The 24,352-nt window shown below is 58.3% G+C and carries 23 protein-coding genes; 11 read left to right on the top strand and 12 right to left on the bottom strand.

Going from position 1 to position 24,352, the window contains the following annotated elements; translation table 11 throughout:
* Positions 1 to 4 precede the first annotated feature (4 nt).
* Positions 5 to 676, top strand: a complete 672-nt coding sequence (locus tag FS767_RS00825) for a GNAT family N-acetyltransferase (protein ID WP_144963884.1) — start codon at positions 5 to 7, stop codon at positions 674 to 676.
* Positions 677 to 764: 88 nt separating this feature from the next.
* Here the strand turns inward: FS767_RS00825 and FS767_RS00820 are convergent, their stop codons facing one another.
* The 3 genes from FS767_RS00820 to FS767_RS00810 all read right to left on the bottom strand — a co-directional run bounded on the left by FS767_RS00820 (position 765) and on the right by FS767_RS00810 (position 4,682).
* A complete protein-coding gene (locus FS767_RS00820; RefSeq protein WP_371921568.1) occupies positions 765 to 1,034 on the bottom strand; it encodes a helix-turn-helix transcriptional regulator in 270 nt (89 codons plus the stop codon).
* Between the two features lie 325 nt (positions 1,035 to 1,359).
* Entirely contained in the window at positions 1,360 to 3,168 is a 1,809-nt protein-coding gene (gene oadA, locus FS767_RS00815; protein WP_144963882.1) for a sodium-extruding oxaloacetate decarboxylase subunit alpha, read from the bottom strand.
* 98 nt (positions 3,169 to 3,266) lie between these two features.
* The gene (locus tag FS767_RS00810; RefSeq protein ID WP_027913331.1) at positions 3,267 to 4,682 is read right to left on the bottom strand and encodes an acetyl-CoA carboxylase biotin carboxylase subunit; all 1,416 of its coding nucleotides are present in this window, start codon (positions 4,680 to 4,682) and stop codon (positions 3,267 to 3,269) included.
* A gap of 190 nt (positions 4,683 to 4,872) precedes the next feature.
* On the opposite strand from FS767_RS00810, the gene FS767_RS00805 reads away from it, so the two are divergent.
* Positions 4,873 to 5,835 carry a LysR family transcriptional regulator gene (locus FS767_RS00805; RefSeq protein ID WP_144963881.1) on the top strand — a complete coding sequence of 321 codons (963 nt, stop codon included), beginning with the start codon at positions 4,873 to 4,875 and terminating at the stop codon, positions 5,833 to 5,835.
* On the opposite strand, the gene FS767_RS23135 is transcribed toward FS767_RS00805, so the two are convergent.
* Positions 5,777 to 5,995, bottom strand: a complete 219-nt coding sequence (locus FS767_RS23135; RefSeq protein WP_144963880.1) for a PA3496 family putative envelope integrity protein — start codon at positions 5,993 to 5,995, stop codon at positions 5,777 to 5,779. The genes FS767_RS00805 and FS767_RS23135 overlap by 59 nt on opposite strands.
* A gap of 122 nt (positions 5,996 to 6,117) precedes the next feature.
* Positions 6,118 to 6,984: a transcriptional regulator HexR gene (gene hexR / locus FS767_RS00795; RefSeq protein WP_023532857.1), complete on the bottom strand. Its 867-nt coding sequence runs from the start codon at positions 6,982 to 6,984 to the stop codon at positions 6,118 to 6,120.
* A gap of 103 nt (positions 6,985 to 7,087) precedes the next feature.
* Between hexR and zwf the strand changes: the two genes are divergently transcribed.
* The 5 genes from zwf to FS767_RS00770 all read left to right on the top strand — a co-directional run bounded on the left by zwf (position 7,088) and on the right by FS767_RS00770 (position 12,958).
* Positions 7,088 to 8,530: a glucose-6-phosphate dehydrogenase gene (zwf, locus tag FS767_RS00790; protein ID WP_144963879.1), complete on the top strand. Its 1,443-nt coding sequence runs from the start codon at positions 7,088 to 7,090 to the stop codon at positions 8,528 to 8,530.
* 84 nt (positions 8,531 to 8,614) lie between these two features.
* Entirely contained in the window at positions 8,615 to 8,929 is a 315-nt protein-coding gene (locus FS767_RS00785; protein WP_144963878.1) for a hypothetical protein, read from the top strand.
* Positions 8,930 to 9,066: 137 nt separating this feature from the next.
* Positions 9,067 to 11,253: a DNA helicase II gene (gene uvrD / locus FS767_RS00780; protein ID WP_058602733.1), complete on the top strand. Its 2,187-nt coding sequence runs from the start codon at positions 9,067 to 9,069 to the stop codon at positions 11,251 to 11,253.
* Between the two features lie 167 nt (positions 11,254 to 11,420).
* Positions 11,421 to 12,275 (top strand): Tim44 domain-containing protein, encoded by an 855-nt coding sequence (locus FS767_RS00775; protein ID WP_058602732.1) that lies wholly within the window; start codon positions 11,421 to 11,423, stop codon positions 12,273 to 12,275.
* Between the two features lie 275 nt (positions 12,276 to 12,550).
* Positions 12,551 to 12,958: an SMI1/KNR4 family protein gene (locus tag FS767_RS00770; protein WP_023532298.1), complete on the top strand. Its 408-nt coding sequence runs from the start codon at positions 12,551 to 12,553 to the stop codon at positions 12,956 to 12,958.
* 75 nt (positions 12,959 to 13,033) lie between these two features.
* On the opposite strand, the gene FS767_RS00765 is transcribed toward FS767_RS00770, so the two are convergent.
* Complete coding sequence (locus tag FS767_RS00765) at positions 13,034 to 14,794, bottom strand: cation:proton antiporter (protein WP_144963877.1); 1,761 nt, start codon at positions 14,792 to 14,794, stop codon at positions 13,034 to 13,036.
* Positions 14,795 to 15,124: 330 nt separating this feature from the next.
* On the opposite strand from FS767_RS00765, the gene FS767_RS00760 reads away from it, so the two are divergent.
* Positions 15,125 to 15,610: an acyl-CoA thioesterase gene (locus FS767_RS00760; RefSeq protein ID WP_144963876.1), complete on the top strand. Its 486-nt coding sequence runs from the start codon at positions 15,125 to 15,127 to the stop codon at positions 15,608 to 15,610.
* On the opposite strand, the gene pdxY is transcribed toward FS767_RS00760, so the two are convergent.
* The gene (gene pdxY, locus FS767_RS00755; protein WP_144963875.1) at positions 15,607 to 16,479 is read right to left on the bottom strand and encodes a pyridoxal kinase PdxY; all 873 of its coding nucleotides are present in this window, start codon (positions 16,477 to 16,479) and stop codon (positions 15,607 to 15,609) included. The genes FS767_RS00760 and pdxY overlap by 4 nt on opposite strands.
* 119 nt (positions 16,480 to 16,598) lie before the next feature.
* Here pdxY and FS767_RS00750 point away from each other — a divergent pair, with 119 nt between their 5' ends.
* Complete coding sequence (locus FS767_RS00750) at positions 16,599 to 16,991, top strand: DUF3301 domain-containing protein (protein ID WP_058602729.1); 393 nt, start codon at positions 16,599 to 16,601, stop codon at positions 16,989 to 16,991.
* Here the strand turns inward: FS767_RS00750 and FS767_RS00745 are convergent, their stop codons facing one another.
* Genes FS767_RS00745 through zigA form a run of 3 tightly spaced genes read right to left on the bottom strand, consistent with a single transcriptional unit; the run spans position 16,992 to position 19,829 of the window.
* A complete protein-coding gene (locus FS767_RS00745; RefSeq protein ID WP_144963873.1) occupies positions 16,992 to 17,963 on the bottom strand; it encodes a GTP-binding protein in 972 nt (323 codons plus the stop codon). It abuts the gene before it with no gap.
* A gap of 40 nt (positions 17,964 to 18,003) precedes the next feature.
* Positions 18,004 to 18,624, bottom strand: a complete 621-nt coding sequence (locus tag FS767_RS00740; RefSeq protein ID WP_256674217.1) for a DUF1826 domain-containing protein — start codon at positions 18,622 to 18,624, stop codon at positions 18,004 to 18,006.
* Positions 18,621 to 19,829 (bottom strand): zinc metallochaperone GTPase ZigA, encoded by a 1,209-nt coding sequence (gene zigA, locus FS767_RS00735; RefSeq protein WP_144963871.1) that lies wholly within the window; start codon positions 19,827 to 19,829, stop codon positions 18,621 to 18,623. Before zigA ends, FS767_RS00740 begins: the two co-directional genes overlap by 4 nt.
* Before the next feature lie 221 nt (positions 19,830 to 20,050).
* Between zigA and folE2 the strand changes: the two genes are divergently transcribed.
* Complete coding sequence (folE2, locus tag FS767_RS00730; protein WP_144963869.1) at positions 20,051 to 20,956, top strand: GTP cyclohydrolase FolE2; 906 nt, start codon at positions 20,051 to 20,053, stop codon at positions 20,954 to 20,956.
* Here the strand turns inward: folE2 and FS767_RS00725 are convergent.
* The gene (locus FS767_RS00725; RefSeq protein WP_058602724.1) at positions 20,940 to 21,467 is read right to left on the bottom strand and encodes a DUF3617 domain-containing protein; all 528 of its coding nucleotides are present in this window, start codon (positions 21,465 to 21,467) and stop codon (positions 20,940 to 20,942) included. The genes folE2 and FS767_RS00725 overlap by 17 nt on opposite strands.
* A gap of 130 nt (positions 21,468 to 21,597) precedes the next feature.
* Here FS767_RS00725 and cls point away from each other — a divergent pair, with 130 nt between their 5' ends.
* Positions 21,598 to 23,037: a cardiolipin synthase gene (gene cls / locus FS767_RS00720; RefSeq protein WP_144963965.1), complete on the top strand. Its 1,440-nt coding sequence runs from the start codon at positions 21,598 to 21,600 to the stop codon at positions 23,035 to 23,037.
* A 70-nt stretch (positions 23,038 to 23,107) separates the two neighbouring features.
* Here the strand turns inward: cls and cfaB are convergent, their stop codons facing one another.
* A complete protein-coding gene (gene cfaB, locus FS767_RS00715) occupies positions 23,108 to 24,292 on the bottom strand; it encodes a C17 cyclopropane fatty acid synthase CfaB (RefSeq protein WP_144963867.1) in 1,185 nt (394 codons plus the stop codon).
* Between the last annotated feature and the right edge of the window lie 60 nt (positions 24,293 to 24,352).

Below are 24,352 nucleotides of genomic sequence, written 5' to 3'. Positions count from 1 at the left end.
GAACATGACAGACGCATTGAACTGGAAACCCGCCGCAACGCCCCAGGCCGAGCCCATCGAGGGCCGCTTCATCCGCCTGGAAAAGCTCGACCCTGCGCGCCATGGCGACGACCTCTGGGAAGTGCTGCAGGGCCCAACCGCCGACCCGGTGCTATGGGACTACCTGCCTTATGGCCCGTTCACCGAGCGTGCCGCCTTCGACCGCTGGCTGGACGGCGACGCCGCAGGCCGCGACCCTCTGTTCTACACCGTCATCGACCGCACCACCGGCCAGGCTCAGGGCATTCTCAGCCTGATGTCGATTGTGCCCGACCACGGCCGCATCGAAATCGGCCACATCGCCTTCGGCGCCGCCATGCAGCGCACCCCCAAGGGCACCGAGGCGGTGTACCTGCTGGGTAAGCTGAGCTTCGAACTGGGCAACCGCCGGCTGGAGTGGAAGTGCAACAACGCCAACGCCCGCTCCAAGCGCGCGGCAGAGCGGTTTGGTTTCACCTACGAAGGGGTGTTCCGCAAGCACTTGGTGGTGAAGGACCACAACCGCGATACGGCCTGGTATTCGATTACCGATGAAGAGTGGCCGCAGGTGGCTGCCGGGTTCGAGCGGTGGTTGAGCGAGGAAAACCAGCAGCCGGGCGGGCAGGTGGAACCCCTTGAGGTTTGCCGCAAGGGTTGAAAGTTGTGCCTGATCAGTCCGCCTCTTCGCGGGCATACCCGCGAAGAGGCCAGTGGCCCTCCTAATAAGGATCCAACGTCAGACACGCTCAGATGACCTTGCGTTGTCGCCTGACAACGCCCATTTGCAAGCCAAATGGCCGAAACACGGCATTCATTGATTTGAGTGTCGGGTTTCCCTCTCCTTTCTCGATCTGAATAAGCGTACGCAGTGAAATCTTGCACATCCGGGCAAACTGAGCCTGTTGCAGGTTGGCCACCGTCACACGCAAATACCTCACTCCGGCACCCAGTTCTAAAGTGCCATCGGCGATGCCCCGTTGAACATCATCGATCACTTGGGCGCGATGTTCGGGCACTGAGCAGATCTGGCAACGCCAACAGACGCGCTGCATCCTGCTTCAATCGGTCACAAGCCAGCGCCGGGGTGATCAGGTCGGCCAAGCTGTTGCATGCCGCCCACTGCCATCTGCAAAAACTTGAAGGGTTAGCGGATACATGTCCGACATGCGGCAAATATTGATACAACATGCAATATCGTGCCTTAGGCCACATACCACATTCGCTAAATATGTATTTTATTGCATATTAAGGTCGACCCCTCCTTCAATAATGCATTTAATGCAAAAAAAAAGGGGAGCATCCGCTCCCCAGAGGTAAACCGCATGTAGATGAAGGCCTGAATCAGCCCTCGATCTCGATCAGGATTTCACCCGGCGTGACACGGTCGCCCTTGGCCACGTGGATTGCCACGACCTTGCCGGCGATAGCCGCCTGCACTTCGGTCTCCATCTTCATGGCTTCAGTGATCAGCACCGCCTGGCCGGCCTTGACCAGGTCACCTTCCTTGACCAGCACATCGACAATGTTGCCGGGCATGTTGGTACTCACGTGACCCGGCTCGCTAGCCTGCTTGCGCTTGCTGCCGCCGCCGCCAACGAACTCGTTGAGTGGTTCGAACACCACTTCTTCCGGCATGCCATCGATCGACAGGTAGAAGTGGCGCTTGCCTTCGGCTTTCACACCAACGCCAGTGATGTCGACGCGGTAGGTTTCACCGTGCACGTCGATGACGAACTCGGTCGGGACGCCTTCACCGCCTGGCGCAGAAACGGCGCCAGCCTCCGGAATTGGCAACAACGCTTCCGGGGTAAGGGTGCCGGCTTCGCGTTCCTCGAGGAACTTGCGACCAATGTCCGGGAACATGGCAAAGGTCAGCACGTCTTCTTCGCAACGGGCCAAGGCACCGATGTCGGCACGCAGCTTGGTCATCTCTGGCTTCAGCAGGTCGGCCGGGCGCACGTCGATCACTTCTTCGCTGCCAATCGCCTGGCGGCGCAGCTGCTCGTTGACCACGCCAGGGGCTTTACCGTAACCGCCTTGCAGGTACAGCTTCACTTCGTTGGTGATGGTCTTGTAGCGCTCGCCGGCCAGCACGTTGAAGAACGCCTGGGTGCCAACGATTTGCGAGGTCGGCGTCACCAGCGGCGGGAAGCCGAGGTCTTCACGCACACGCGGGATCTCTGCCAGCACTTCGTTCATGCGGTTGAGCGCGCCCTGCTCTTTCAGCTGGTTGGCCAAGTTGGAAATCATGCCACCCGGCACCTGGTTGACCTGCACGCGGGTGTCCACGGCGGTGAACTCGCTTTCGAACTGGTGGTACTTCTTGCGCACGGCGTAGAAGTACAAGCCGATTTCCTGCAGCAGTTCCAGGTCCAGGCCGGTGTCGAACTCGCTACCCTTGAGCGCAGCAACCATCGACTCGGTACCCGGGTGGCTGGTGCCCCAGGCGAAGCTGGAGATGGCGGTATCAATGTGGTCGGCGCCGTTTTCCACAGCTTTGAGCTGACACATGGCGGCCAGGCCGGCGGTGTCGTGGGAGTGGATAAACACCGGCAGCGACTGCTCGGCTTTCAGCGCCTTGACCAACTCGCCCGTGGCAAACGGGGTCAACAGGCCGGCCATGTCCTTGATGGCGATCGAGTCGCAACCCATGGCCTCCATTTGCTTGGCCTGGTTCACGAACGCCTCGATGGTGTGCACCGGGCTGGTGGTGTAGGCAATAGTCCCCTGGGCGTGCTTGCCCGAGGCTTTGACCGCCTCGATGGCCACACGCAGGTTACGCACATCGTTCATGGCGTCGAAGATGCGGAATACGTCGATGCCATTGACGGCGGCCTTGGCGACGAATGCCCTGACCACATCGTCGCTGTAGTGACGGTAACCCAGCAGGTTCTGGCCGCGCAGCAGCATTTGCAGGCGCGTGTTGGGCAGTGCTGCACGCAGTTTGCGCAGGCGCTCCCACGGGTCTTCCTTCAGGAAGCGCACGCAGGCATCGAAGGTCGCGCCCCCCCAGACTTCCAGCGACCAATAACCGACCTTGTCGAGTTTCTCGCAGATCGGCAGCATGTCTTCGGTACGCATACGGGTGGCCAGCAGAGACTGGTGGGCGTCGCGCAGGATCGTATCGGTTACGTGAATCTTCTTGGACATTATTATCTCCTCGTCGCGGCAAGCTTCACGCCTCAGGGGGCCTGCACAGACGCGTTGGCGCTGGCTGGCAATCTGGGTTTCGCAGCTTGCAGCTGTATTCAAATGCCTGCGTGGGCGGCGATGGCGGCAGCGATGGCCAGGGCCAGCTCTTCGGGTTTGCGCTTGATCGAATAGTTGGTCAGTTCCGGGTGGGTCTCAACGAAGCTGGTATTGAACTGACCGCTACGAAATTCCGGATTACGCAGGATTTCCTGGTAGTACGCCGCGGTGGTCTTGACCCCCTGTACGCGCATGTCATCCAAGGCCCGCAGGCCGCGATCCATGGCCTCTTCCCACGTCAATGCCCACACCACCAGCTTCAGGCACATCGAGTCGTAGAACGGTGGAATGGTGTAGCCGGTGTAAATGGCGGTATCGGTACGCACACCGGGGCCACCTGGCGCGTAATAACGAGTGATCTTGCCAAAGCTGGGTAGGAAGTTGTTCTTCGGGTCTTCGGCATTGATCCGAAACTGTAGGGCGTAACCACGGTGCTGGATATCTTCCTGCTTCACCGACAGGGGCAGGCCCGATGCGATGCGGATCTGCTCACGCACGATATCGATACCGGTAATTTCCTCGGTGATGGTGTGCTCGACCTGCACGCGTGTGTTCATTTCCATGAAATACACTTCGCCATCGGCCAGCAGAAACTCAACGGTACCGGCGTTCTCGTAGTCCACCGCCTTGGCCGCACGTACTGCCAAGTCGCCGATGTAGGCGCGTTGCTCTGGGGTAAGTTGCGGGCTCGGTGCAATTTCGATGAGCTTCTGGTTACGGCGTTGGATGGAGCAGTCGCGCTCGAACAAGTGCACGACATTGCCGAAGCTGTCGCCGAGTATCTGCGCCTCGATGTGCTTAGGGTTGACGATGCACTTTTCCAGGAACACTTCTGCCGAACCGAATGCCTTGGTGGCCTCGGAAATCACGCGCGGGAAGTTCTGCTCCAACTCTTCGCGACTGTTGCAGCGGCGAATACCACGGCCGCCACCACCCGACGTCGCCTTGAGCATTACTGGGTAACCAATACGATCGCCTTCACTGAGCGCCTCGTGAATGTCGGCGACGTTGCCCTCTGTGCCTGGGGTGACCGGAACGCCCGCGGCTATCATGGTGCGGCGCGCTTCGGTCTTGTCGCCCATGCGGCGAATGACGTCGGCAGCGGGCCCTATGAACTTGATCCCGCGCTCGGCGCAGATCTCGGCCAACTCCGCATTTTCCGAGAGAAAGCCATAGCCAGGGTGCAAGGCATCGCAGCCCGTTTCCACTGCCAGGTTCACCAACTTGCGAGGATTCAAATACCCGGCCAGTGGCTCTGCGCCAATGCTGTAGGCTTCGTCTGCACGCTTTACATGCAGCGCATGCCGGTCGGCGTCGGAAAAGATCGCTACCGAGCGGATGCCCATTTCGGCGCAAGCGCGCACGATCCGAACTGCAATTTCACCTCGGTTGGCGATCAGGATTTTTTTTATCACTGGATTCTTCCCAAAGCCGTATGAACAGTCGACACGGTTCTACCGGTCGGCGCGTGGCCTGTTGTTGTTTGGCCAGTCGCAGATTCACCCTAGCGCTGTAGGTCGATAAACAAAAATCAATATTTGTTAGGGGCAGTATTAGCAAAAGCTTATAGTGAAGTTACAAGGTATTGCCGACGAGTCGAATAAAATGCGTAAGTCCTTGATGCGTATGACATTGCGTCAATTGCAGGTCTTCAATGAGGTGTGTGATCTTCGCTCATATAGCCGCGCGGCCGAAGAGATGGCGCTCACGCAACCCGCCGTTAGTCTACAGATCCGTCAACTCGAAGAGCTGATTGGCCAGCCGTTGTTCGAATACGTGGGCAAGAAGTTGTACCTCACAGAAGCCGCCGAAGCGCTGCAACGGGCCAGCCACGACATCTTCGGGCGTCTGGAGAGCCTGGATATGCAGTTGTCGGACATGCAGGGGTCGTTGCAAGGTCAGTTGAAGCTGGCGATCGAGTCCAGCGCCAAGTATTTCGTGCCGCATCTGTTTGCGGCATTCAAGCGGCGGCACCCGGAGGTCAACCTGACCTTGACCGTGGTCAACCGGGCCCAGGCCATCCGGCGGCTGTCTGATAACCGTGATGACCTGATCATCATGTCCATGGTGCCGCAGGACATGGGGCTGGACTTCCTGCCGTTCCTGAACAACCCGATCATCGCCGTCGCGCCGCCCGAGCATGCCCTGTGCAGGCTGCCGCAGCTGCGCCTGCAAGACCTCGAGCCCCATACGCTGCTGATACGCGAACAAGGCTCAGGCACCCGCAAGGCTTGCGAGGAGTATTTCAAGGAAAAGCGCGTGCACTTCACCCAAACCCTCGAAGTGGCTTCGGCCGATGCCCAGCGTGAATGCGTGATAGCCGGGTTGGGCATTGCGTTGCTGACCCGCCATGCCGTGAACATGGAGCTGGCCACGGGAAACCTGGTAGAACTGCCCGTCGAGGAGTTGCCGCTGTACCGCAGCTGGTGCGTCGTTCAATCCAAGGCCAAGCGGCAATCGCCGGTCGCACTCGCCTTTCAGGCCTTCATACGCAGCGAGCGGTCATTGATCAGCGCATTGGTCGAGCGTTTTTCAGGTCAGTCGGCGCTGCTGTCTGCCAGGCAGTGAGCCCTTCGAAGTCAGGATAATCAGCGACATCACGCAAGAGTTGCCGTTGGTCACAGTAGCTTTCGATGGCGCGACGGTACTCCATGCGTCGCTGGTCCTTTTCCTGCTGTTTGCGAGCCTTGGCGTTGGGTTGGTAGATGCCGTCGTGGTCACGAGCCATTGCCTGATTCCCGGAAAGGATGCGGAAGGCTCAGAATGACCCGATGGTTTTACCGTTTGAAGGCGCGATGATGACAGCGTCGTGAACGATGATGGCGCCGACCCGCAGAGCCGAAGCAGGCTTCAGTCGTCATGGGCTTTGATCGACTTGGGCGACAGTCGCAGGCTACGCAGGCTGCGCTTGACGCTCTTGAGATGATTGACCAGGCTTGGACCGCGCGCCATGGCAACGCCCATGGCCAGCACGTCGATGACCACCAGGTGAGCAATGCGCGAGGTCAGAGGCGTATAAATCTCGGTATCTTCATGAACGTCGATGGCCAGGTTGACCGTAGACAGTTCGGCCAGCGGGGTCTGGCTGGGGCACAACGTGATCAGGTTGGCGCCGCTTTCACGGACCAGGTTGGCCGTGATCAGCAAGTCCTTCGAGCGGCCTGATTGCGAAATGCACACCGCTACGTCGCCAGGCTTGAGCGTCACGGCGGACATCGCCTGCATGTGCGGGTCGGAGTACGCCGCCGCGCTGAGCAGCAAACGGAAGAACTTGTGCTGGGCATCGGCTGCCACGGCCCCGGACGCGCCGAAACCATAGAACTCCACACGCTGCGCCTGCGCCATGGCGCTGACGGCCTGCTGAAGCGCCTGTGGGTCAAGGTGCTCGCGCACCTCCATCAAGGTATGCAGGGTCGTGTCGAAGATCTTCAGGCTGTAATCGGCGACGGAGTCGTCTTCATGAATGGCGAACTGCCCAAAACTGGCCCCGGCGGCCAGGCTCTGCGCCAGTTTCAACTTCAGGTCTTGAAACCCCGAGCACCCGATGGCCCTGCAGAAACGTACGATGGTCGGTTCACTGATACCGACGCTATGTGCCAGGTCGGCCATCGAACTGTGCATGACGGCGGCCGGGTCCAGCAGCACGTGATCGGCCACTTTCAGTTCCGATTTGCGCAGCAGGTGGCGCGATTGGGCGATATGTTGCAACAGATTCACGGGCTGGACTCGGTTATGATCGGCTGGCCGGGTTGTAGCTTTCTTGTAGTTATACTACATGGACGGCAACCCGCCCAGTTAAACGAACGTGGAGCGTGGTGGTTTGACTATTCCTTGCGACATTCTGGTCTTTGGCGGCACGGGCGACCTGGCCCTGCACAAGTTGCTGCCCGCGCTCTACCACTTGTTTCGTGACAATCGCCTCGACCCTGCCGTGCGGGTAATCGCCCTGGCTCGGCGCCCTCTGCCGCGCAGTGATTACCTCAAGCTTGCAGAGCGGCATTGCCGGGCACAGATCGCTCTTCGCGACTTTGACGAAGACATCTGGCGACGCTTTTGTGCCCGGGTCGACTACTTCGCGATGGATGCGACCCAGAGTGCTGATTTCGTTCGGCTGGCACGCTACCTGGGCGAGCCCGGGGGCCTGATGCGCGTGTTCTATCTCGCCACCACGCCTTCGCTGTTCGCGCCCATTGCCAGCCATTTGCATACCGCAGGGCTGGCCGACAGCGAAGCGCGCATTGTGCTCGAGAAACCGATCGGGCACTCCTTGTTGTCGGCCACTGCCATCAATGAAGCGATCGGAGCGGTGTTCGAAGAGCGGCAGGTGTTCCGTATCGATCACTACCTGGGCAAGGAAGCCGTCCAGAACCTTATGGCCTTGCGCTTTGCCAACGCACTCCTTGAGCCGGTGTGGCGCAATGGGCAGGTCGATCACGTGCAGATCAGTGTCGGTGAGACCTTGGGCGTGGAGAACCGTGGTGGCTACTACGACCGAGCAGGGGCCATGCGCGACATGCTGCAGAACCATCTGCTCCAGCTGCTCTGCCTGGTGGCCATGGAGCCGCCTGCGCAGTTCGAAGCCGAGGCCGTGCGTGATGAGAAAGTGCGAATTCTCCGAGCGCTTCAGCCGATTACCGGACAAGACGTCCAGGAGAAGACGGTTCGTGGCCAGTACGGGGCCGGATATATCGGCGGTCAGGAGGTAGGCGCGTATTACTTTGAAAAGGACGTCGATAACGACAGTGATACCGAGACCTTCGTCGCCATCGAAGTGCACATCGACAACTGGCGCTGGGCTGGCGTGCCCTTCTACTTGCGCACGGGCAAGCGCATGGCCCGGCGCTCCTCGCAGATCGTCATCCAGTTCAAACCTGTACCGCATGCGCTGTTCGAGGGTGGTCAGGTCAACCAACTGTTGATTCAGTTACAGCCAGACGAGCGCATCAGTCTGCGCATGATGACCAAGATCCCCGGCAAGGGTATGCGCCTGGAGCCGGTCGACCTGGACCTGAACCTGGCTCAGGTTTTCAGCCAGACACGTCGCTGGGAGGCCTACGAACGTTTGTTGCTGGACGTGCTCGAAGGCGACTCGACCCTGTTCATGCGACGCGATGAAGTCGAAGCCGCCTGGGCGTGGGTGGATCCCATCATCAAGGGTTGGGAAGCGCATTTCCAGGCTCCGCGCTCGTACCCTGCCGGGAGCAATGGTCCTGAGCAGGCCAACAGCCTGCTCGCCCGCCATGGCAGAAACTGGCACGGGTGAAGCGTTGCCCAATCGTAGCCTTGCGTTGATACGGAGACAGTAGCGATGCGCATACGCGCTACTTTCACCATCAAGGAGGCTCCCATGAGCACACTCAAAGACTTCGTTGCTTACAACCAGACCGCAGGCGGTCAGAAATCCTTTCGAGTTCACGGTGTCGTCACCGTGCCAAGCCCGGCGTTCGAGCCGGTACTAATCGAGCCGGCAATTCGCCACCGGGGCGGCTGGGAGGTTCTGCAACTCAAGCTGGTGGACACTGGGGTCATCGCCAATGCTGTATTGACCGAGAAGACTGTCGAATACCTGCGTGAAGGGCCATGCGCTTTCAAAATGCTGGAGATCATCCATGCAGATGGCAGTCTGCGCATCGAAATCGAAGACCTCCAGGCGTTCGACTGATGTAGCCAGCCAGTGCGCCGAAGATGGCGCCCTGGTGTGCCCCAGGCGTCCCTGTCGCGATAAACGGCAGGGGCCCAAGGTGAATATTCATACAGTAGATGTTTGCCCCTGGCTCGGCGTCCCCCTAGAATGGCGAGATGAGCACAGATGACCTTTCCCTCCTGCTGAATTCCCTCAATGATGCCCAACGCCAGGCTGTAGCGGCTACGGTCGGGCGTCAACTGGTGCTTGCCGGCGCCGGTTCCGGTAAAACCCGTGTGCTGGTGCATCGCATCGCCTGGCTGATCCAGGTGGAGCAGGCATCACCGCACTCGATCCTGTCGGTGACTTTCACCAACAAGGCTGCTGCTGAAATGCGCCATCGGATCGAGCAATTGTTGGGCATCAACCCTGCAGGGATGTGGGTGGGGACATTCCACGGCCTGGCGCATCGGCTGTTGCGTGCCCACTGGCAGGAAGCGGGGCTGGTGCAGAACTTCCAGATTCTCGACAGCGACGATCAGCAGCGCCTGGTAAAACGGGTGATGCGCGAGCTGGGGCTGGACGAACAGAAGTGGCCGGCACGCCAGGCCCAATGGTTCATCAACGGCCAGAAAGACGAAGGCCTGCGCCCGCAGCACATTCAGCCAGGCGGCGACCTGTTCCTGACCACCATGCGCGATGTCTACACCGCGTACGAGCAGGCCTGCGAGCGCGCCGGTGTCATCGATTTTTCCGAGTTGCTGCTGCGCGCCCTGGATTTGTGGCGCGATCACCCAGGCCTGTTGGCCCACTACCAACGCCGCTTCCGTCACGTGCTGGTCGATGAGTTCCAGGATACCAACGCCGTGCAGTACGCCTGGCTGCGTCTGCTGGCCCGTGGTGGCGACAGCCTGATGGCGGTGGGGGACGACGATCAGTCGATTTACGGCTGGCGCGGCGCGAAGATCGAGAACATCCACCAGTACACGGCTGACTTCCCAGATGCCGAATTGATCCGCTTGGAGCAGAACTACCGCTCCACCGGGGGCATCCTCAAAGCTGCCAACGCCCTGATTGCCAATAACAGCGGGCGCCTGGGCAAGGAATTGTGGACCGACATGGGTGAAGGCGAACCCATTACGCTGTACGCCGCCTACAACGAACACGACGAAGCACGCTATGTGGTCGAGACCATTGAAAGCCTGATCAAGCAAGGCAACGCGCGTGACGAAATCGCTATTCTGTATCGCTCGAACGCCCAGTCACGGGTGCTCGAGGAAGCCTTGCTGCGCGAGCGGATTCCCTACCGTATCTATGGTGGCCAGCGCTTCTTCGAGCGTGCAGAGATCAAGAATGCAATGGCCTACCTGCGACTGATTGAAGGCCGCGGCAACGATGCGGCGCTGGAGCGCGTGATCAACGTGCCGCCGCGCGGCATTGGCGAGAAAACCGTCGAGGCCATTCGCGAGCATGCACGTCACAGCCAGGTCTCGATGTGGCAGGCGATGTGCCAGCTCATCGCCGCAAAAGCGCTCAAGGGCCGGGCTGCCAGCGCGCTGGGTGCGTTCATCGAGTTGATCGACGGGCTTGCGGCCAAGGTCGAAGACATGCCGCTGCATACCATGACGCAGACCACCATCGAACAGTCCGGGCTGATCATCTATCACCAGGAAGAAAAAGGTGAAAAGGGTCAGGCACGGGTGGAAAACCTTGAGGAACTGGTTAGCGCAGCGCGCAACTTCGAATCGACCGAAGAGGACGCCGACCTCTCCCCACTGTCCGCCTTCCTTGGTCACGCCTCGCTCGAAGCCGGCGACACGCAAGCTGACGAGCACGAGGACAGTGTGCAGCTGATGACCTTGCACAGTGCCAAAGGCCTGGAATTCCCCTACGTGTTCCTGGTGGGCATGGAGGAAGGACTGTTCCCGCACAAGATGAGCCTGGAGGAGCCAGGTCGTCTTGAGGAAGAACGCCGCCTGGCCTACGTGGGCATTACCCGCGCCATGCGTCAGCTGGTCATGACGTATGCCGAGACAAGACGGCTCTACGGTAGTGAGACCTATAACAAGGTGTCTCGCTTCGTACGCGAGATTCCGGCTGGTCTGGTGCAGGAAGTACGTTTGTCGAACAGTGTCAGCCGCCCGTTCGGCACTCCGAAGACAGCCCTCAACAGCCACCTGTTTGCCAATGCGGATATCCCCGAAACCGCATTCAACCTCGGCCAGCGCGTGCAGCATTCCGTTTTCGGTGAAGGGGTCATCCTGAACTTCGAAGGCTCCGGGGCCCAGGCTCGTGTACAGGTCAACTTTGCCGAAGGCAGCAAATGGTTGATGGTGGGCTACGCCAAGCTTGAAGCGATCTGAGGACAGGCCGTCAGTCCAGGGGCGAACTCAAGGGTGAACGCCTGCGTCGTTGCCTGCTCAAATAAGTCATATCAAGCAAAAGCTCGAAACATTATGTCGCTGGTCATATACCTTGGAACATGTGCACCATGACGCGCGTGCAATCCACAACAGGGGATATCCCATTTATGCAACGTTTTCTTAGCATCGCACTGGCGCTCTGCGTCGGCCTGACGCTGAGCCTGGACGCCAACGCCAAGCGATTTGGCGGCGGCAAGAGCGCTGGCTCCGCGCCCATTCACCAGACCCGTCAAGCTACGCCGAACACGCCTGCCGCCGCGCCGACCGCTCCTGGCCGCGCACCGGCCGCAGCCAGCGGTGCTTCGCGCTGGCTGGGCCCCCTGGCGGGCTTGGCCGCCGGTGGTCTGCTGGCATCCATGTTCATGGGTGACGGCTTCGAAGGCTTCCAGATCATGGACTTCCTGATCATCGCGCTCATCGCCTTCCTGGTGTTCCGCTTCATCGCCGCACGGCGACGTCAGCAGCAGCCGCACATGGCCATGCCTGGCAATGCCCCCATGCAGCGTGAAGTGCATGGTCAGGCCGCACAGCCAAACATCTTCGGCGGTTCGGCTGCACCGGCGGCAGCGCCATCGCCTGTCATAAACGCGCCAGCCTGGTTCAACGAACAAAGCTTCCTGGCGGCTGCCCGCAACCACTTCCAGTCGCTGCAGCAGCACTGGGACGCCAATGAAATGGACAAGATCGCCGAGTTCGTGACCCCGCAGATGCTCGAGTTCCTCAAGCGCGAGCGTGCCGAGCTGGGTGATGGCTTCCAGTCCACCTACATCGACAACCTTGATGTACAGCTGGACGGCGTCGATGAGCGTGACGACCGTACTGACGCTACCCTCACCTTCCGTGGCGTATCGAAGAACTCGCGCTTCGACCAAGGTGAACAGTTCAGCGAGAGCTGGCACATGGTACGCGCCAAGGGCGAGAACCAGCCTTGGCTGGTCGCGGGTATCCGTCAGAACGGGTAATCCAGCCCGCTATTCAAAGCAGTTGTTACCTGGGGCCGCTTTGCGGCCCCAACAATTCAGGCTCGCCGCAAGTATTCGTCAAAACAGTTAACCCTGTCCTGCTGTCCAAAAAAAACCTCGGGTTTGCCCCGTAATGCTGCTCACTTGGCGCTGCCATGCGCCCGACGATTACAAGTGAACAGTATTCCAGGCCTCCCCGGGGTTTTTGCTTTTGCCATAGCGCACTACTAGGGTATAACCCGCAGCGTTGTCATCTAGGTCAGAGGAAGTGAATCGTGGAAGAAGTGATCGAACAACTCCGTGAAGCCAACGAGCCAGTACCGGTCCCCCTTGAGCTTCCAGACGAGGATCAGTTGGTTGAAATCGAAGAGCAGCTGTTCATCAACATTCCGTTCGTGTTCAAGGAGTTTCTGCTGAACGTCAGCGATGTGGTCTACGGCTCGCTGGAACCTGTCACGGTGACTGACCCGCAGTCGCACACCTACCTTCCGGACGTTGCAGCAAATGCCTGGGACGCCGGGGTGCCTCGGGAACTGATTCCGCTGTGCCAGGACGGCGACAACTACTATTGCGTCGAGGAAGATGGCACCGTGGTGCTGTGGGATGCCGATGAGGAACTCGTCGGTGAGGACAGCTGGGAATCGGTTTGGCATTGGGCACGGGACGTCTGGCTAGAGAGCTGATCAGGCTCACCCTCACCTCGGTCGAAGGACCTTGCGGGCCGTGAGCACGGCCCGCCTGTAGCGGTCGCTACAGGGTCAGTGGCCATGGTCCCGGTTGTTCTCCAGCGTTTCCAACAACGCAATCTGCATGCGTGTATGCACCCGGATGAACCAACGCCACAGCAAGGCGACCACCACCGCTGCCACTATGGCAATGATCAGCAGCAGTTCATTGGTGGGAAGAATGCTCGCCGACAACGCCGACAGCAGCAAAAAGATCACCAGCAGCGAAATCAGCGGAATGACTTCTGCAATCACGCGCCGTACGCGCTGAGTGTGGCGCCCGGCCATTTCCGGTTTGACGCCCATCTCAGCCAGCAGCATCGATAGGGCCTTGAGTTTGCGGTAAGCCGCGATCAGAAATGGTAGCGAGAGCAGTAGCGCAGCCCCCCAGATCACCGCCTTCTGCTGGCTCACATCGCTTACCCACTGGCTTAGCCAAGTGCCAAGCCGCCCTGCGAAGTAACCGCCGCTGAAGAATATGGCGATGACCAATGCCAGGTTCACACCTACCTGCAAAAGTATGCGCCGTATCATCGCCGCTACCATGGCACTCTGGCCCTGGGGTTGGATATTGCGCAGCCATTCCCCGTACAAGGACAGCACACGAGCCAGCCGCCCAGGCACTACGTTGCCCAGTTTTATCGACAGCGGATCAGCGGCGCGAATCAGATAGGGCGTCAGTAGCGTGGTGATGGCCGAGACGGCGACCGCCACCGGGTAGAGGAAGTCGCTGGTCACCTGCAGGGTCATCCCCAAGGCCGCAATGATGAAGGAAAACTCGCCAATCTGAGACAAGCCCATACCCACCCGCAATGACGTGCGCCCGTCGTTGCCTGCGATGAAAGCGCCCATGCCACAGGACAGCATCTTGCCCAGTACAACGGCCAAGGTGATGACCACGATCGGCCAGGCGTAGTCGACCAATACCTGGGGGTCGATCATCAAGCCGATCGCGACGAAGAATATTGCGCTGAACAAGTCCCTGACAGGTTCGATCAAACGCTCGATCTTCAGCAACTGTCGCGACTCGGCCATGATGGCACCAATCAGGAAGGCCCCCAGGACCATGCTGTATTCGAGTTTCACGACCAGCAGGCAGAAACCGAAGCACAGACCCAGCACTGTGATCAGCAGCATCTCGTTGCTTTCGAACTTGGCCACATAAGCCAGTACGCGCGGTACTAACAGAATGCCGATCACCAAGGCAACGATCATGAACAGTGACAGCTTGCCGACGGTTGAGAATACCTCCCCCGAACTGACGGTGCCGCTGACGGCGATACCCGAAAGCAATGCGATGATGCCGATGCCCAGTATGTCTTCGACAATCAACACGCCGAATATCAGCTGTGCAAACCGTTCGTTCTTCATCTTCAGGTCATTGAGAGCCTTGACGATGATCGTGGTCGAGGATATGGCCAGAATTGCGCCCAGGAACAGGGAATCCATGGTGTTCCAGCCGAACCAACGCCCAATCTCGAAGCCGATCCAGATCATCAGCACAATTTCCAGAAAGGCGGCTATGAAGGCTGTGGCGCCCACTTTGAACAGCTTGCGCAGGCTGAACTCAAGGCCTAGGCAAAACATCAGGAAGATCACGCCGAGCTCGGCGAGGGTTTTGATGGTGTCTTCGTCGTGAATGAGACCGAAGGGGGGCGTGTGAGGGCCTATGATGAAACCGGCGACGATATAACCGAGGACCACTGGCTGCTTGAGACGATGAAAAACAATGGTGACCACGCCTGCAACCAGCATGATGACCGCCAGGTCCTGAATGAAGCTGATGGCATGCATGACGTGATTCTCCTTCTCTCGTCTTGGGCTGTTCTACCAGGCAGACCGCGCCTGCGCCGAGGCGGGCCCAAGCAAGCAGCGAGTACACACTGTATTCATTGAAAGACTGCCCATGTTGCATGGGCGTACTCAGATTAACATCGCGTCTTCCCATGAACCGTCGATGCAATATGATGAAACAGATCGGCTGCTATAAGGCCGTCACTGGCGTAAACAGCGTGACGCCTCAAAGCATGGGAGCGTCCCGTTAAACGCAGACTGCCGCCTCATCAGGACAGAGCCCCTGCTAGCCTTTGGCGCGATTGCGCGCAATCTTACCGTGAGCATTTTATGGAACCTGGAAACGCCCAACTGAGCATGACCGTCTTGATGACACCCGACATGGCGAATTTCTCTGGCAACGTACATGGCGGCACGCTACTCAAGTACCTCGACGAAGTCGCCTATGCGTGTGCCAGCCGCTATGCAGGCTCCTATGTAGTCACGCTGTCAGTCGACCAGGTCATCTTTCGCGAGCCGGTGCATGTGGGCGAGTTGGTAACTTTCCTGGCGTCGGTGAACTACACCGGCAATACCTCCATGGAGGTCGGGATCAAGGTCGTTACCGAGAACATTCGTGAACGCTCGGTGCGCCATTCCAACAGCTGCTTTTTCACCATGGTGGCCGTGGACGATAATCGACGGCCAGTCTCGGTCCCGCCGCGCCAACCGCAGAATAGCGAAGAGAAACGCCGATTCCTGCAAGGCCAGCAGCGACGTCAGATTCGCCAGGAACTGGAAAAACGCTACCAGAACCTGAAAACCGACGGCGTCTAAGCGCTCAACAGCCTCGCTTCAAAACGCACGCGCGGGTGGGCTATGCGGTCCTGGGCACGTATCAGCTGCAGCTCGTAACTGGCGCAGGCCTGAGTTTCCAGCAGTACTTCGTGTACGGCGGAGGCTGCAAACTCGAATGCCTGCTCCCAGCTGTCGCCAAGCAGTACCCGCGCCATGAACAGACCGGAAGTCAGGTCACCCACGCCCACCGGTTGCTTCGGGAAGGCCAGCAGTGGGCGGCGCAGGTGCCAGCTGTGTTCGGCAGTCACCAACAGCATCTCGAACTGGTCCTCTGCGCGTCCTGGGTAAGCCAGATGCTTGACCAGCACAATCTTGGGCCCTTTGAGCAAAAGACTGCGCGCCATGCCTACGCAATCCTCCAGTGATGCGGCGCGCCGGCCACAGAAGCTGTCTAGCTCCAGCTGGTTGGGGCACAGAATGTCAGCCTTGGTGATCGCCTGCTCCAGCAGAAACTGGCTGACCTGCGGCGATACGATGCACCCTTTCTCAGGGTGGCCCATGACCGGATCGCACAGGTACAACGCCCGCGGGTTGACGGCCTTGATTCGCGCCACGCCTTCCAAAATCGCGCGCCCCTGTTCGGCACTGCCGAGGTAGCCCGAGAGCACGGCATCACACTCCCCCAGCTCACCGATGTTGGAAATGCCTTCCACCAACGCAGGAATTTGCGTTGGAGCAAGCACGTCTCCGCTCCACTGGCCATACTGGGTGTGATTGGAGAATTGCACCGTGTTGAGCGGCCACACATTGATGCCGACACGCTGCATGGGAAATACCGCAGCGCTGTTGCCGGCATGGCCGAACACCACATGGGACTGGATGGCGAGCAGGTGCGGAGTACGTTTCATGCGAGTCATTTCCAAAGCTGTTCAAGAATCATGCAACGCGCAGTATGAACGTGATTGCCACCTGTACGACAGGCCAGGGACGCAGTTAAGCTGGATCGATCTGTTTGGAGCCTACGCACATGTTGACCCTGGAGAACCTGTTTGTCCTGATGGTGATGGCCACGGCAGGCGCTTGGCTGTGGCACAACCACGGTCTGCGCGAGAAGGCCTTGGAAAGGGTCAAACAGCATTGCGCCAAGCTTGACCTTCAGTTGCTGGATGACGCCGTCGCGCTCAAACGTATTGCCTTCGTGCGTGATGCCAACGGTCGCAAGCGTCTGGCACGCATTTACGGCTTCGAATTTACCGTGACGGGAGAGCAACGTCACCCTGGTACCGTGACTCAGTTCGGCGCGCACAGCGTGCAGATAGAGCTTGCACCCTACCCATTCGAAATCAAGACGCCCCCACGCGCGGACAATGTGATCGAAATGCAGCAGTGGCGCCAACAACATGACCGTTGGCACAACTGATCAAGGCATAAGGCACTCCTGCACGCGGGCTTGCAGCTCGTCTACAGGCTGAGGCCTTTCGAAAATCAACTCCAGGCGACTGTCGGCTGCCCATTCACTGGGCTGCCAAGGTGCCAACTCACCTTCCAGTGCATTGAAGGAGCGCCTTCCTTGTGCAGTGTGGATAACACCCTTGGCACGTCGCCACGCCAACGTCTTCAGCAGCTCATCTACTGCCTGTGGATAAAAGCGCTGCGCGGGGTGCCAGCGCCAGCCTATGCTCCACCCATCGTCTCCCTGGAATACTTGGCATATCGGCTCACGACGGTTCGTCCAAAGAGGCAGCGGTGCCTTTGACAGATTGTCGACAATCCCGATATCAGTGTTAGGGCTGTCAACAATCTGGTTTTGATGAACAGGCAGGCATTTGAAAGGAAGCCGACCCTGCGTCGTCCATATCACCCTTTTTCCTAAGAATTCTTTATTTATCAACAGCTTGAAATCTTTATCCACAACCTCTGACTTATTGATAACTAGCGTTTCACAGGCTTCCAATGCCGCTGATTGGGCAGCTGGCAGTTGCTTGCCAATACGCAGAGACGCGGGTGTAGCAACGACTACCAACGGCTGAACTGTCAGCACATCGTGCCAAGGCGCCTGGGCCAATTGATCGAGCAATTGAAGGGGATGGCCCAGACCGGATGGTTCTATGAACAGCCTGTGCGGCTTGCACTGGCGCAGAAGCCTGCCCAGGCCTACCTGGAACGGCACCCCATTGACACAGCACAGACAGCCACCTGCCACTTCGGCTATCGCGATGCCGTTCTGGCTTGTGGACAAAAGTGCCGCATCCAGCCCTACTGCCCCGAATTCGTTGACCAATACGGCCCAGCGTTCGTCATCAGGCTTCTGCTGAAGCAGGTGATGAATCAGTGTGGTCTTGCCGGCCCCCAGCGGGCCAGCAATGACATGGGTGGGAATATTGCGGAGCATGAGGGTTCTTCAAGCGAGCGGTTTGCTCAACTATGCGCTGTCAGGCTAGCCAGTCAAGCGTGAGCAACAGCCGGGGTGGTCCTGAAGGGGAACGATGTACGACGCCTGCGCCTTCATTGCCCTCCCAACGCTCGCCCTTGAATAACGCCACGTCACCAGCATTCAGGCGCATAACCTTATCCACAGCGGCATAGCCTGTGGACAATGCAGTTCGCGCCACTTCCTGCTCCGGCACATACTCACTACCCGGTCCCGCATACGTTGTAATCAGTCTCAGGGGAACGTTATCCACATGGAAGCGTGGGCACATCGGACTGGTCAGTGCACGTACGCGCAAACCCACGCGACGCGCGCCAAGCAAGCAGCTATAAGCCGACACGAGCCATGTGACATCCGCGACGAATGCGTCATAGCCGTAGATATCCACAGCCTCCTGCAGCAGCGCGTCGATCACTGGGACCTGATGCTCATCGACCTCGAGCACCCGCTGATCCGCTAACGATCCACCAAGCCCCGCCACGACTTCTGCAAAGTCGTGAAGCTGAGGCGGAAGTTGTCGCTGCCAGACAGCGAGATTGACACCGTCCTGCAGGGCCTGCGCCATTGCCTGGGGCGTCTGGCCATACACCTGACGGATATCCACAGCCTCTGGCTTATTCACGCTGCCACCTGCTCGTCCCAGGGGCCGAATGGATCGGGAAAACGCAGCCAGCCCATGGGCTCGAGTGCCATTTCTTCATCCGTCAACAGGCACTGATCGAGAGCTGTGGATAATTGAGCCACATCCAGGTTTTGACCTATGAACACTAACTCTTGCCGGCAGTCGCCAGTATCTGGCAACCAATGTTCAAGAATGGCTGCAACGTTATCCACATCCTCCGGCCACTGTTCGCGGGGTACGAAACACCACCAGCGACCAGCCAGACCATGGCGCATCATGCCGCCTGCCTGAGACCAACTGCCCGCTTCTTTGTATTTGCTCGCCAACCAAAAGAAACCTTTAGAACGTAGTAACCGGCCATTACTCCAGGGCGTGTGGACAAATTCATGGAACCGCTGCGGATGAAAAGGCCGCCGTGCGGTCCAGGTGGTCGCTTGGATGCCATATTCTTCTGTTTCCGGTGTGTGTTCACCGCGAAGCTCCTTCAACCAGCCGGGCGCTTGCGCTGCCTGGTCGAAGTCGAACAAGCCGGTGTTCAGAATCCTGGCAAGGGGAACCTGACCCATGACCATTGGAATGATCTGGGCTCGGCGGTTCAGGCTACGGAGGATGGCTGAAAGCTCTTCCCGTTCGGCCTGACTGACCAGATCGATTTTGCTCAACAGCAATACGTCAGCAAACTCTACCTGCTCAATCAGCAAGTCGCTGATCGAGCGTTCATCGTCTTCTCCCAATGTCTGGCCACTGCTTTCCAGGCTCTGCGCGGCTTGATAATCACGCATGAAATTCAAGGCATCCACTACGGTGACCATGGTGTCGAGACGCGCCAGATCCGACAGGCTGCGGCCTTGCTCATCACGGAAGGTAAAGGTTTCAGCCACAGGCAGAGGTTCTGAGATACCAGTCGATTCAATCAGCAGGTAATCGAAGCGCCCCGCCTCGGCCAGGCGTGCAACCTCTTCAAGCAGATCTTCACGCAGCGTGCAGCAGATGCAGCCATTGCTCATTTCCACCAGCTTTTCTTCGGCCCGGTTAAGGGTGACATTGCGCTGAACCTCGCTGGCGTCAATGTTGATCTCACTCATGTCATTGACGATGACCGCCACACGAAGGTCTTCGCGATTGCGCAGAACATGGTTGAGAAGCGTGCTTTTCCCTGCGCCCAAAAACCCGGAGAGCACAGTGACAGGAAGACGATTGGACATGGCAAAACCTCATCACACAGGCGCATTCGAAACGATGCATTGCATAATGTTATAAAGTAACAATACAATTTAGCCAAGCGGTTCCTGACGAGTGCTCTGTGCAATGAATAGAAACGACCAGCTCATTTCAAGGCGCAGTGCTGACGGCACGGCCGCTACCTCATTGCGCCCATCAGCAGTGGACCCAATGTTCCACATACACGCATAACCTTGGAAATCCCATGTCCCATCCCCAGCTTCCCGACGTCGCTGCACAGCATCTGAATTCCACCACATCATTGGACTGGGTAGGGATGTGCGGTATAGCCATGCCGATGCATATCGGGGGTCGTCTGGTAGCAGCTACGGTAGATGCCGGTGTGAACCTTGTGGATGGCAGCTCACGCGGCATACACATGTCGCGTCTGTATCTGGCGCTTGAAAATCTTGAACAGGAGCCGCTGCGTCCGCTGCTGCTGCGTCGTCTTTTAGCGAGTTTTCTCAACAGTCATGATGGGCAATCGTCTGCGGCATATGTGCGATTGAGCTATCAACATTTGCTTAAACGGCCTGCCTTGGTTAGTCCTCTTGCCGGGTGGAAAAGTTATGACGTCGAAATCCATGCATGGATCGAACATGAAATGTTCCACGTGGAACTATCCGTTTCGGTACCTTACTCGTCTACATGCCCTTGTTCAGCGGCGCTGGCTCGACAGCTTGTTCAGCGACAGTTTCAAGCGCGATTTGGCACAGGAAACGTGGATAGTGATGAGGTCGTAGCGTGGCTGGGCACTTCGGAAGGCATCGTAGCAACGCCTCACAGCCAGAGGAGCATGGCGAAGATAAGTGTCAGGCTCGAGGATAATCATCCTGATCTCCCCATAACCGAGGTGGTAGACAAGGCCGAGCAAGCCTTGGGCACTGCGGTACAAACCGCCGTGAAGCGCGCCGATGAGCAAGCATTCGCCCTGGCAAATGGACAAAATTTGATGTTTTGCGAGGACGCAGCCAGGCGAGTTTATGCGGCGCTAAGGGCTATGAAATGGAGTAAAGCGTTCAAAGTGCGCGTGGAGCATGCTGAAAGCCTGCATGCCCACGACGCCGTAGCAACTGCCCAGTGGCAGTGGAACATCACGTCCGAGGCTTAACCGTACCGCAGTCGTTGCCCAGCCATACCGCACGGGTATTCATACTGCCCTGCTGCTGAACACCCGACGCATTGAAAGTGCCACTTACTTGAGTAGTGAATTCCTTGTCACTCAGAAAGGTAGCCTGGCCATTGCCCTGGGCCTTGGGACAGCTGAACTGAAACTTCCAAACGTTGCCGGTGCGATCGGTAATCTTTTGAGTACAGCCGGACTTTGGATCCTGCAGGGGAATGTCATTGGTTGCCACCTGCTGAGGGGTAAGACAGGAACGCACCCCTTTACCACCCACGGTGACACCTTGCTTGGCAAGCATGCCTTCCATCATCGCCCGTTGATCGGGCGGTAGGTTCTTCAACTGACTGAGCATGAAATCCATATCAGGTAGCGGCTTGCCATCGACCTGCATATTGCTGGTAGTCAGCTCCCACAAGCCGGGTTGAAGCATTTGGGCCTGGGCCGTGACGCTACTTGCGCACAAGGCCAGCGCCAGCAACGGCATACGAATTTTCATGGAAAACACACTCCTGGAAATGCCGGTCACCCCGACGATGTTTGAGTTAGACGTTGAAACGAACCGCTTGTTGCAGGCGAACCACGTTCGTGTTCTGTTACCTAAGGTGTATTCGACGAGCAGGATGCATATGGATTACCACAGCCCCCTTTTTTTTGGCTACCTACTTGGCGTGATACATCTGCTAGGTATTATCGCCGCGCTCCATGCATTGTTCACAGTCCGTACTGCTCAAGGCGCCATCGCCTGGGCAATGCCGCTTTTCTTCATTCCTTACCTGACGCTTGTTCCCTACCTGATATTCGGTGCGCGCTCCTTCAATGCCTACATAAAGGCCAGGCGCCAGGCTAATCAGGAAATGCATGTCGCCATGGCCAGCCTGAATTGGCGCCCTTGGGTCGAAGAAGCTCTCGCCGCTCGCGCATCAGACAGCTACGCAGCCTTGCGCGCCATGCCCAAACTCAGCCGGATGCCGTGCCTGGCCAATAATCAGGTCGAGCTGTTGATTGATGGCAAGCGCACCTTCGAGGCGGTGTTCGAAGCCATCGAGAAAGCGACGCGCGTTGTACTGGTGCAGTTTTTCATCATCCATGACGATGACCTTGGGCGGGCCTTGCAACAGATACTGCTGCGCAAGGCGGCCGAAGGCGTTCAGGTGTTTGTGCTCTATGACGGTGTCGGCAGCCATTCTCTGCCCCGCCACTACAGCCAGCGGCTTCGTGCAGGAGGTGTGCAGATACATGCATTCGCTACCCGTCGAGGCTTGTTCAACCGCCTCCAAGTCAACTTTCGCAATCATCGCAAGATCGTCGTGGTTGATGGCTTGGTCGGCTTTGTGGGTGGTCACAATGTCGGCGACGAGTATCTGGGCGCTAACCCCAAGCTTTCACCCTGGCGGGACACTCATGTGCAAATCAGTGGGCCAGTGCTAGCGTGCCTGCAGGAATCGTTCGCTGAAGATTGGTACTGGGTAACTCGGCAGTTGCCTCCCCTGATCCTCCAGGACAACTATCCGGATGACGGCGTGCTGTGCCAGGCATTGGCCAGTGGCCCTGCAGACTCCAAGGAAACCTGCTCGCTGTTCTTTCTGGAAGCCATCCACTCGGCTAAGCATCGGGTCTGGATAACGAGCCCGTATTTCGTCCCAGATGAAGCGGTGTTTGCCGCCTTGCGTTTGGCGGCCCTACGCGGTGTTGATGTGCGTGTCCTGATTCCGTCTCGCCCGGACCACAAGATCGTATATGCCGCCTCCAGCCTGTTCGCATTCGAAGCGGTACGGGCCGGTGTTCGCATGTTCCGCTATCAACCTGGGTTCCTGCACCAAAAGGTCGTGTTGGTGGATGACGACATCAGCGCTGTCGGCAGTGCCAATCTGGATAATCGATCGTTCCGTCTGAATTTCGAGATCACCTTGCTGACCATCGACAAGGCATTTGCCGATACGGTCGAACGCATGCTCCACGAAGACTTTGCCCATGCGCGCGAAATAACGGTTGAGGAAACCGAGGCAACCCATCGGTTACAGCAGGTGGGCATGCGCATCGCAAGATTGATTTCACCGGTGTTGTAGAACGCGCCAAGCTTCACCGACCTCGGTCCTGGAGCAAGGTCGGTGAGGCATGGCACATGTAAGGTGAGCGCTAGCGGTAGAGGTGCTCACGCGTCCAAGGTAGGTCATGGTGGCCATCCGCGTAAGGCTTGACGGCCAAGATCTGATGAAGGTTGATCCAGCCTTTCTCGAACGCATAGGCGCAACCCGCCAAATAAAGACGCCAGATACGCAGGGTCTTTTCCGGCACTAAAGCAGCCGCATTGTGCAGCTGGTTTTCCAGGTTCTCGCTCCAGTGATGCAGAGTCTTGGCGTAGTGCATGCGCAGGCTTTCCACGTCGACCACTTCCAACCCAGCCTCACAGACAGCGGCGCTGATCATCGACAAGTGGGGCAACTCACCGTGCGGGAATACATAGCGGTCGATGAACTCTCCAGCCCCTCGACCCACCGGGCGGCCATCCACATGTTTGGCCGTGATGCCATGGTTCATGACGAGGCCGCCTTCGCGCACTGCGCCGAATAGCGTCTTGCAATACAGCGGTAGATTGGCATGACCAACATGCTCGAACATGCCCACGCTGACGACCTTATCGAAGCGCCCGTCTTGTGGCAGGTCGCGGTAATCAAGAATCTGCAGGTCTACACTGTCGCCCAGGCCTTCGGCCTCCACACGGTCCCGACCGAGCTTGAGCTGCTCTTTGCTCAACGTGATGCCAAAGACTTTCGCCCCATATTCACGTGCAGCGAAGCGCGCCAGACCTCCCCATCCACATCCCACATCCAGCAAATAGTCACCGGTCGCCAGGCGCAGCTTGCGGCACAGGTGATCGAACTTGTCTTGCTGGGCCTGTTGCAGTGTGTTGTCCGGCTCACGGAAATAGGCGCAGGAATAAACCATGTCCTGGTCCAGCCATAACCGGTAAAAGTCGTTGGAAACATCGTAGTGGTAGGAAATAGCTTCGGCGTCAGTTCGCTTGTCATGGGCCAGGCGCTGGGGAGCGTGATCGCGATCGTCGGGCAGCAGTGCTTCGCTGAGCTCGTCACAAACACGGATAGCCTCGCCGATGTCGCCTTCGAGCTCAAGCTTGCCTTCCACGAAAGCGGTACCCAGCTCATCCATGCTTGGATGGGTGAGCTGGGAAATGAGCTGAGGCTCCTTGACCAGAATGGTCACTTGCGGGCTGGGGCCCAAGTCGAAATGGTTGCCGTCCCACAATTTCAAACGCAACGGCAGGTGTAGACTCTGCAAAGCCGGCGGAAGCTGAGCAAGCATGTAACCCTTCCTTCCCATGTACGGGGCAAGACCCAAGACATTTCGAAGCCACCGGTTCAG

Source organism: Pseudomonas sp. DE0010 (genome assembly GCF_007680745.1).
Lineage (GTDB): Bacteria > Pseudomonadota > Gammaproteobacteria > Pseudomonadales > Pseudomonadaceae > Aquipseudomonas > Aquipseudomonas parafulva_B.
Note: the sequence above shows the minus strand (reverse complement) of the source record. Positions and strands in the feature narration are given on the sequence as shown.

Coding starts and splice junctions, on each gene's coding strand:
- FS767_RS00825 (WP_144963884.1), top strand. CDS start 5: ATGACAGACGCATTGAACTGGAAACCCGCCGCAACGCCCCAGGCCGAG.
- oadA (WP_144963882.1), bottom strand. CDS start 3,168: ATGTCCAAGAAGATTCACGTAACCGATACGATCCTGCGCGACGCCCAC.
- FS767_RS00805 (WP_144963881.1), top strand. CDS start 4,873: ATGCGTAAGTCCTTGATGCGTATGACATTGCGTCAATTGCAGGTCTTC.
- FS767_RS23135 (WP_144963880.1), bottom strand. CDS start 5,995: ATGGCTCGTGACCACGACGGCATCTACCAACCCAACGCCAAGGCTCGC.
- FS767_RS00785 (WP_144963878.1), top strand. CDS start 8,615: ATGAGCACACTCAAAGACTTCGTTGCTTACAACCAGACCGCAGGCGGT.
- uvrD (WP_058602733.1), top strand. CDS start 9,067: ATGAGCACAGATGACCTTTCCCTCCTGCTGAATTCCCTCAATGATGCC.
- FS767_RS00775 (WP_058602732.1), top strand. CDS start 11,421: ATGCAACGTTTTCTTAGCATCGCACTGGCGCTCTGCGTCGGCCTGACG.
- FS767_RS00765 (WP_144963877.1), bottom strand. CDS start 14,794: ATGCATGCCATCAGCTTCATTCAGGACCTGGCGGTCATCATGCTGGTT.
- FS767_RS00760 (WP_144963876.1), top strand. CDS start 15,125: ATGGAACCTGGAAACGCCCAACTGAGCATGACCGTCTTGATGACACCC.
- pdxY (WP_144963875.1), bottom strand. CDS start 16,479: ATGAAACGTACTCCGCACCTGCTCGCCATCCAGTCCCATGTGGTGTTC.
- FS767_RS00750 (WP_058602729.1), top strand. CDS start 16,599: ATGTTGACCCTGGAGAACCTGTTTGTCCTGATGGTGATGGCCACGGCA.
- FS767_RS00745 (WP_144963873.1), bottom strand. CDS start 17,963: ATGCTCCGCAATATTCCCACCCATGTCATTGCTGGCCCGCTGGGGGCC.
- zigA (WP_144963871.1), bottom strand. CDS start 19,829: ATGTCCAATCGTCTTCCTGTCACTGTGCTCTCCGGGTTTTTGGGCGCA.
- folE2 (WP_144963869.1), top strand. CDS start 20,051: ATGTCCCATCCCCAGCTTCCCGACGTCGCTGCACAGCATCTGAATTCC.
- FS767_RS00725 (WP_058602724.1), bottom strand. CDS start 21,467: ATGAAAATTCGTATGCCGTTGCTGGCGCTGGCCTTGTGCGCAAGTAGC.
- cls (WP_144963965.1), top strand. CDS start 21,598: ATGGATTACCACAGCCCCCTTTTTTTTGGCTACCTACTTGGCGTGATA.
- cfaB (WP_144963867.1), bottom strand. CDS start 24,292: ATGCTTGCTCAGCTTCCGCCGGCTTTGCAGAGTCTACACCTGCCGTTG.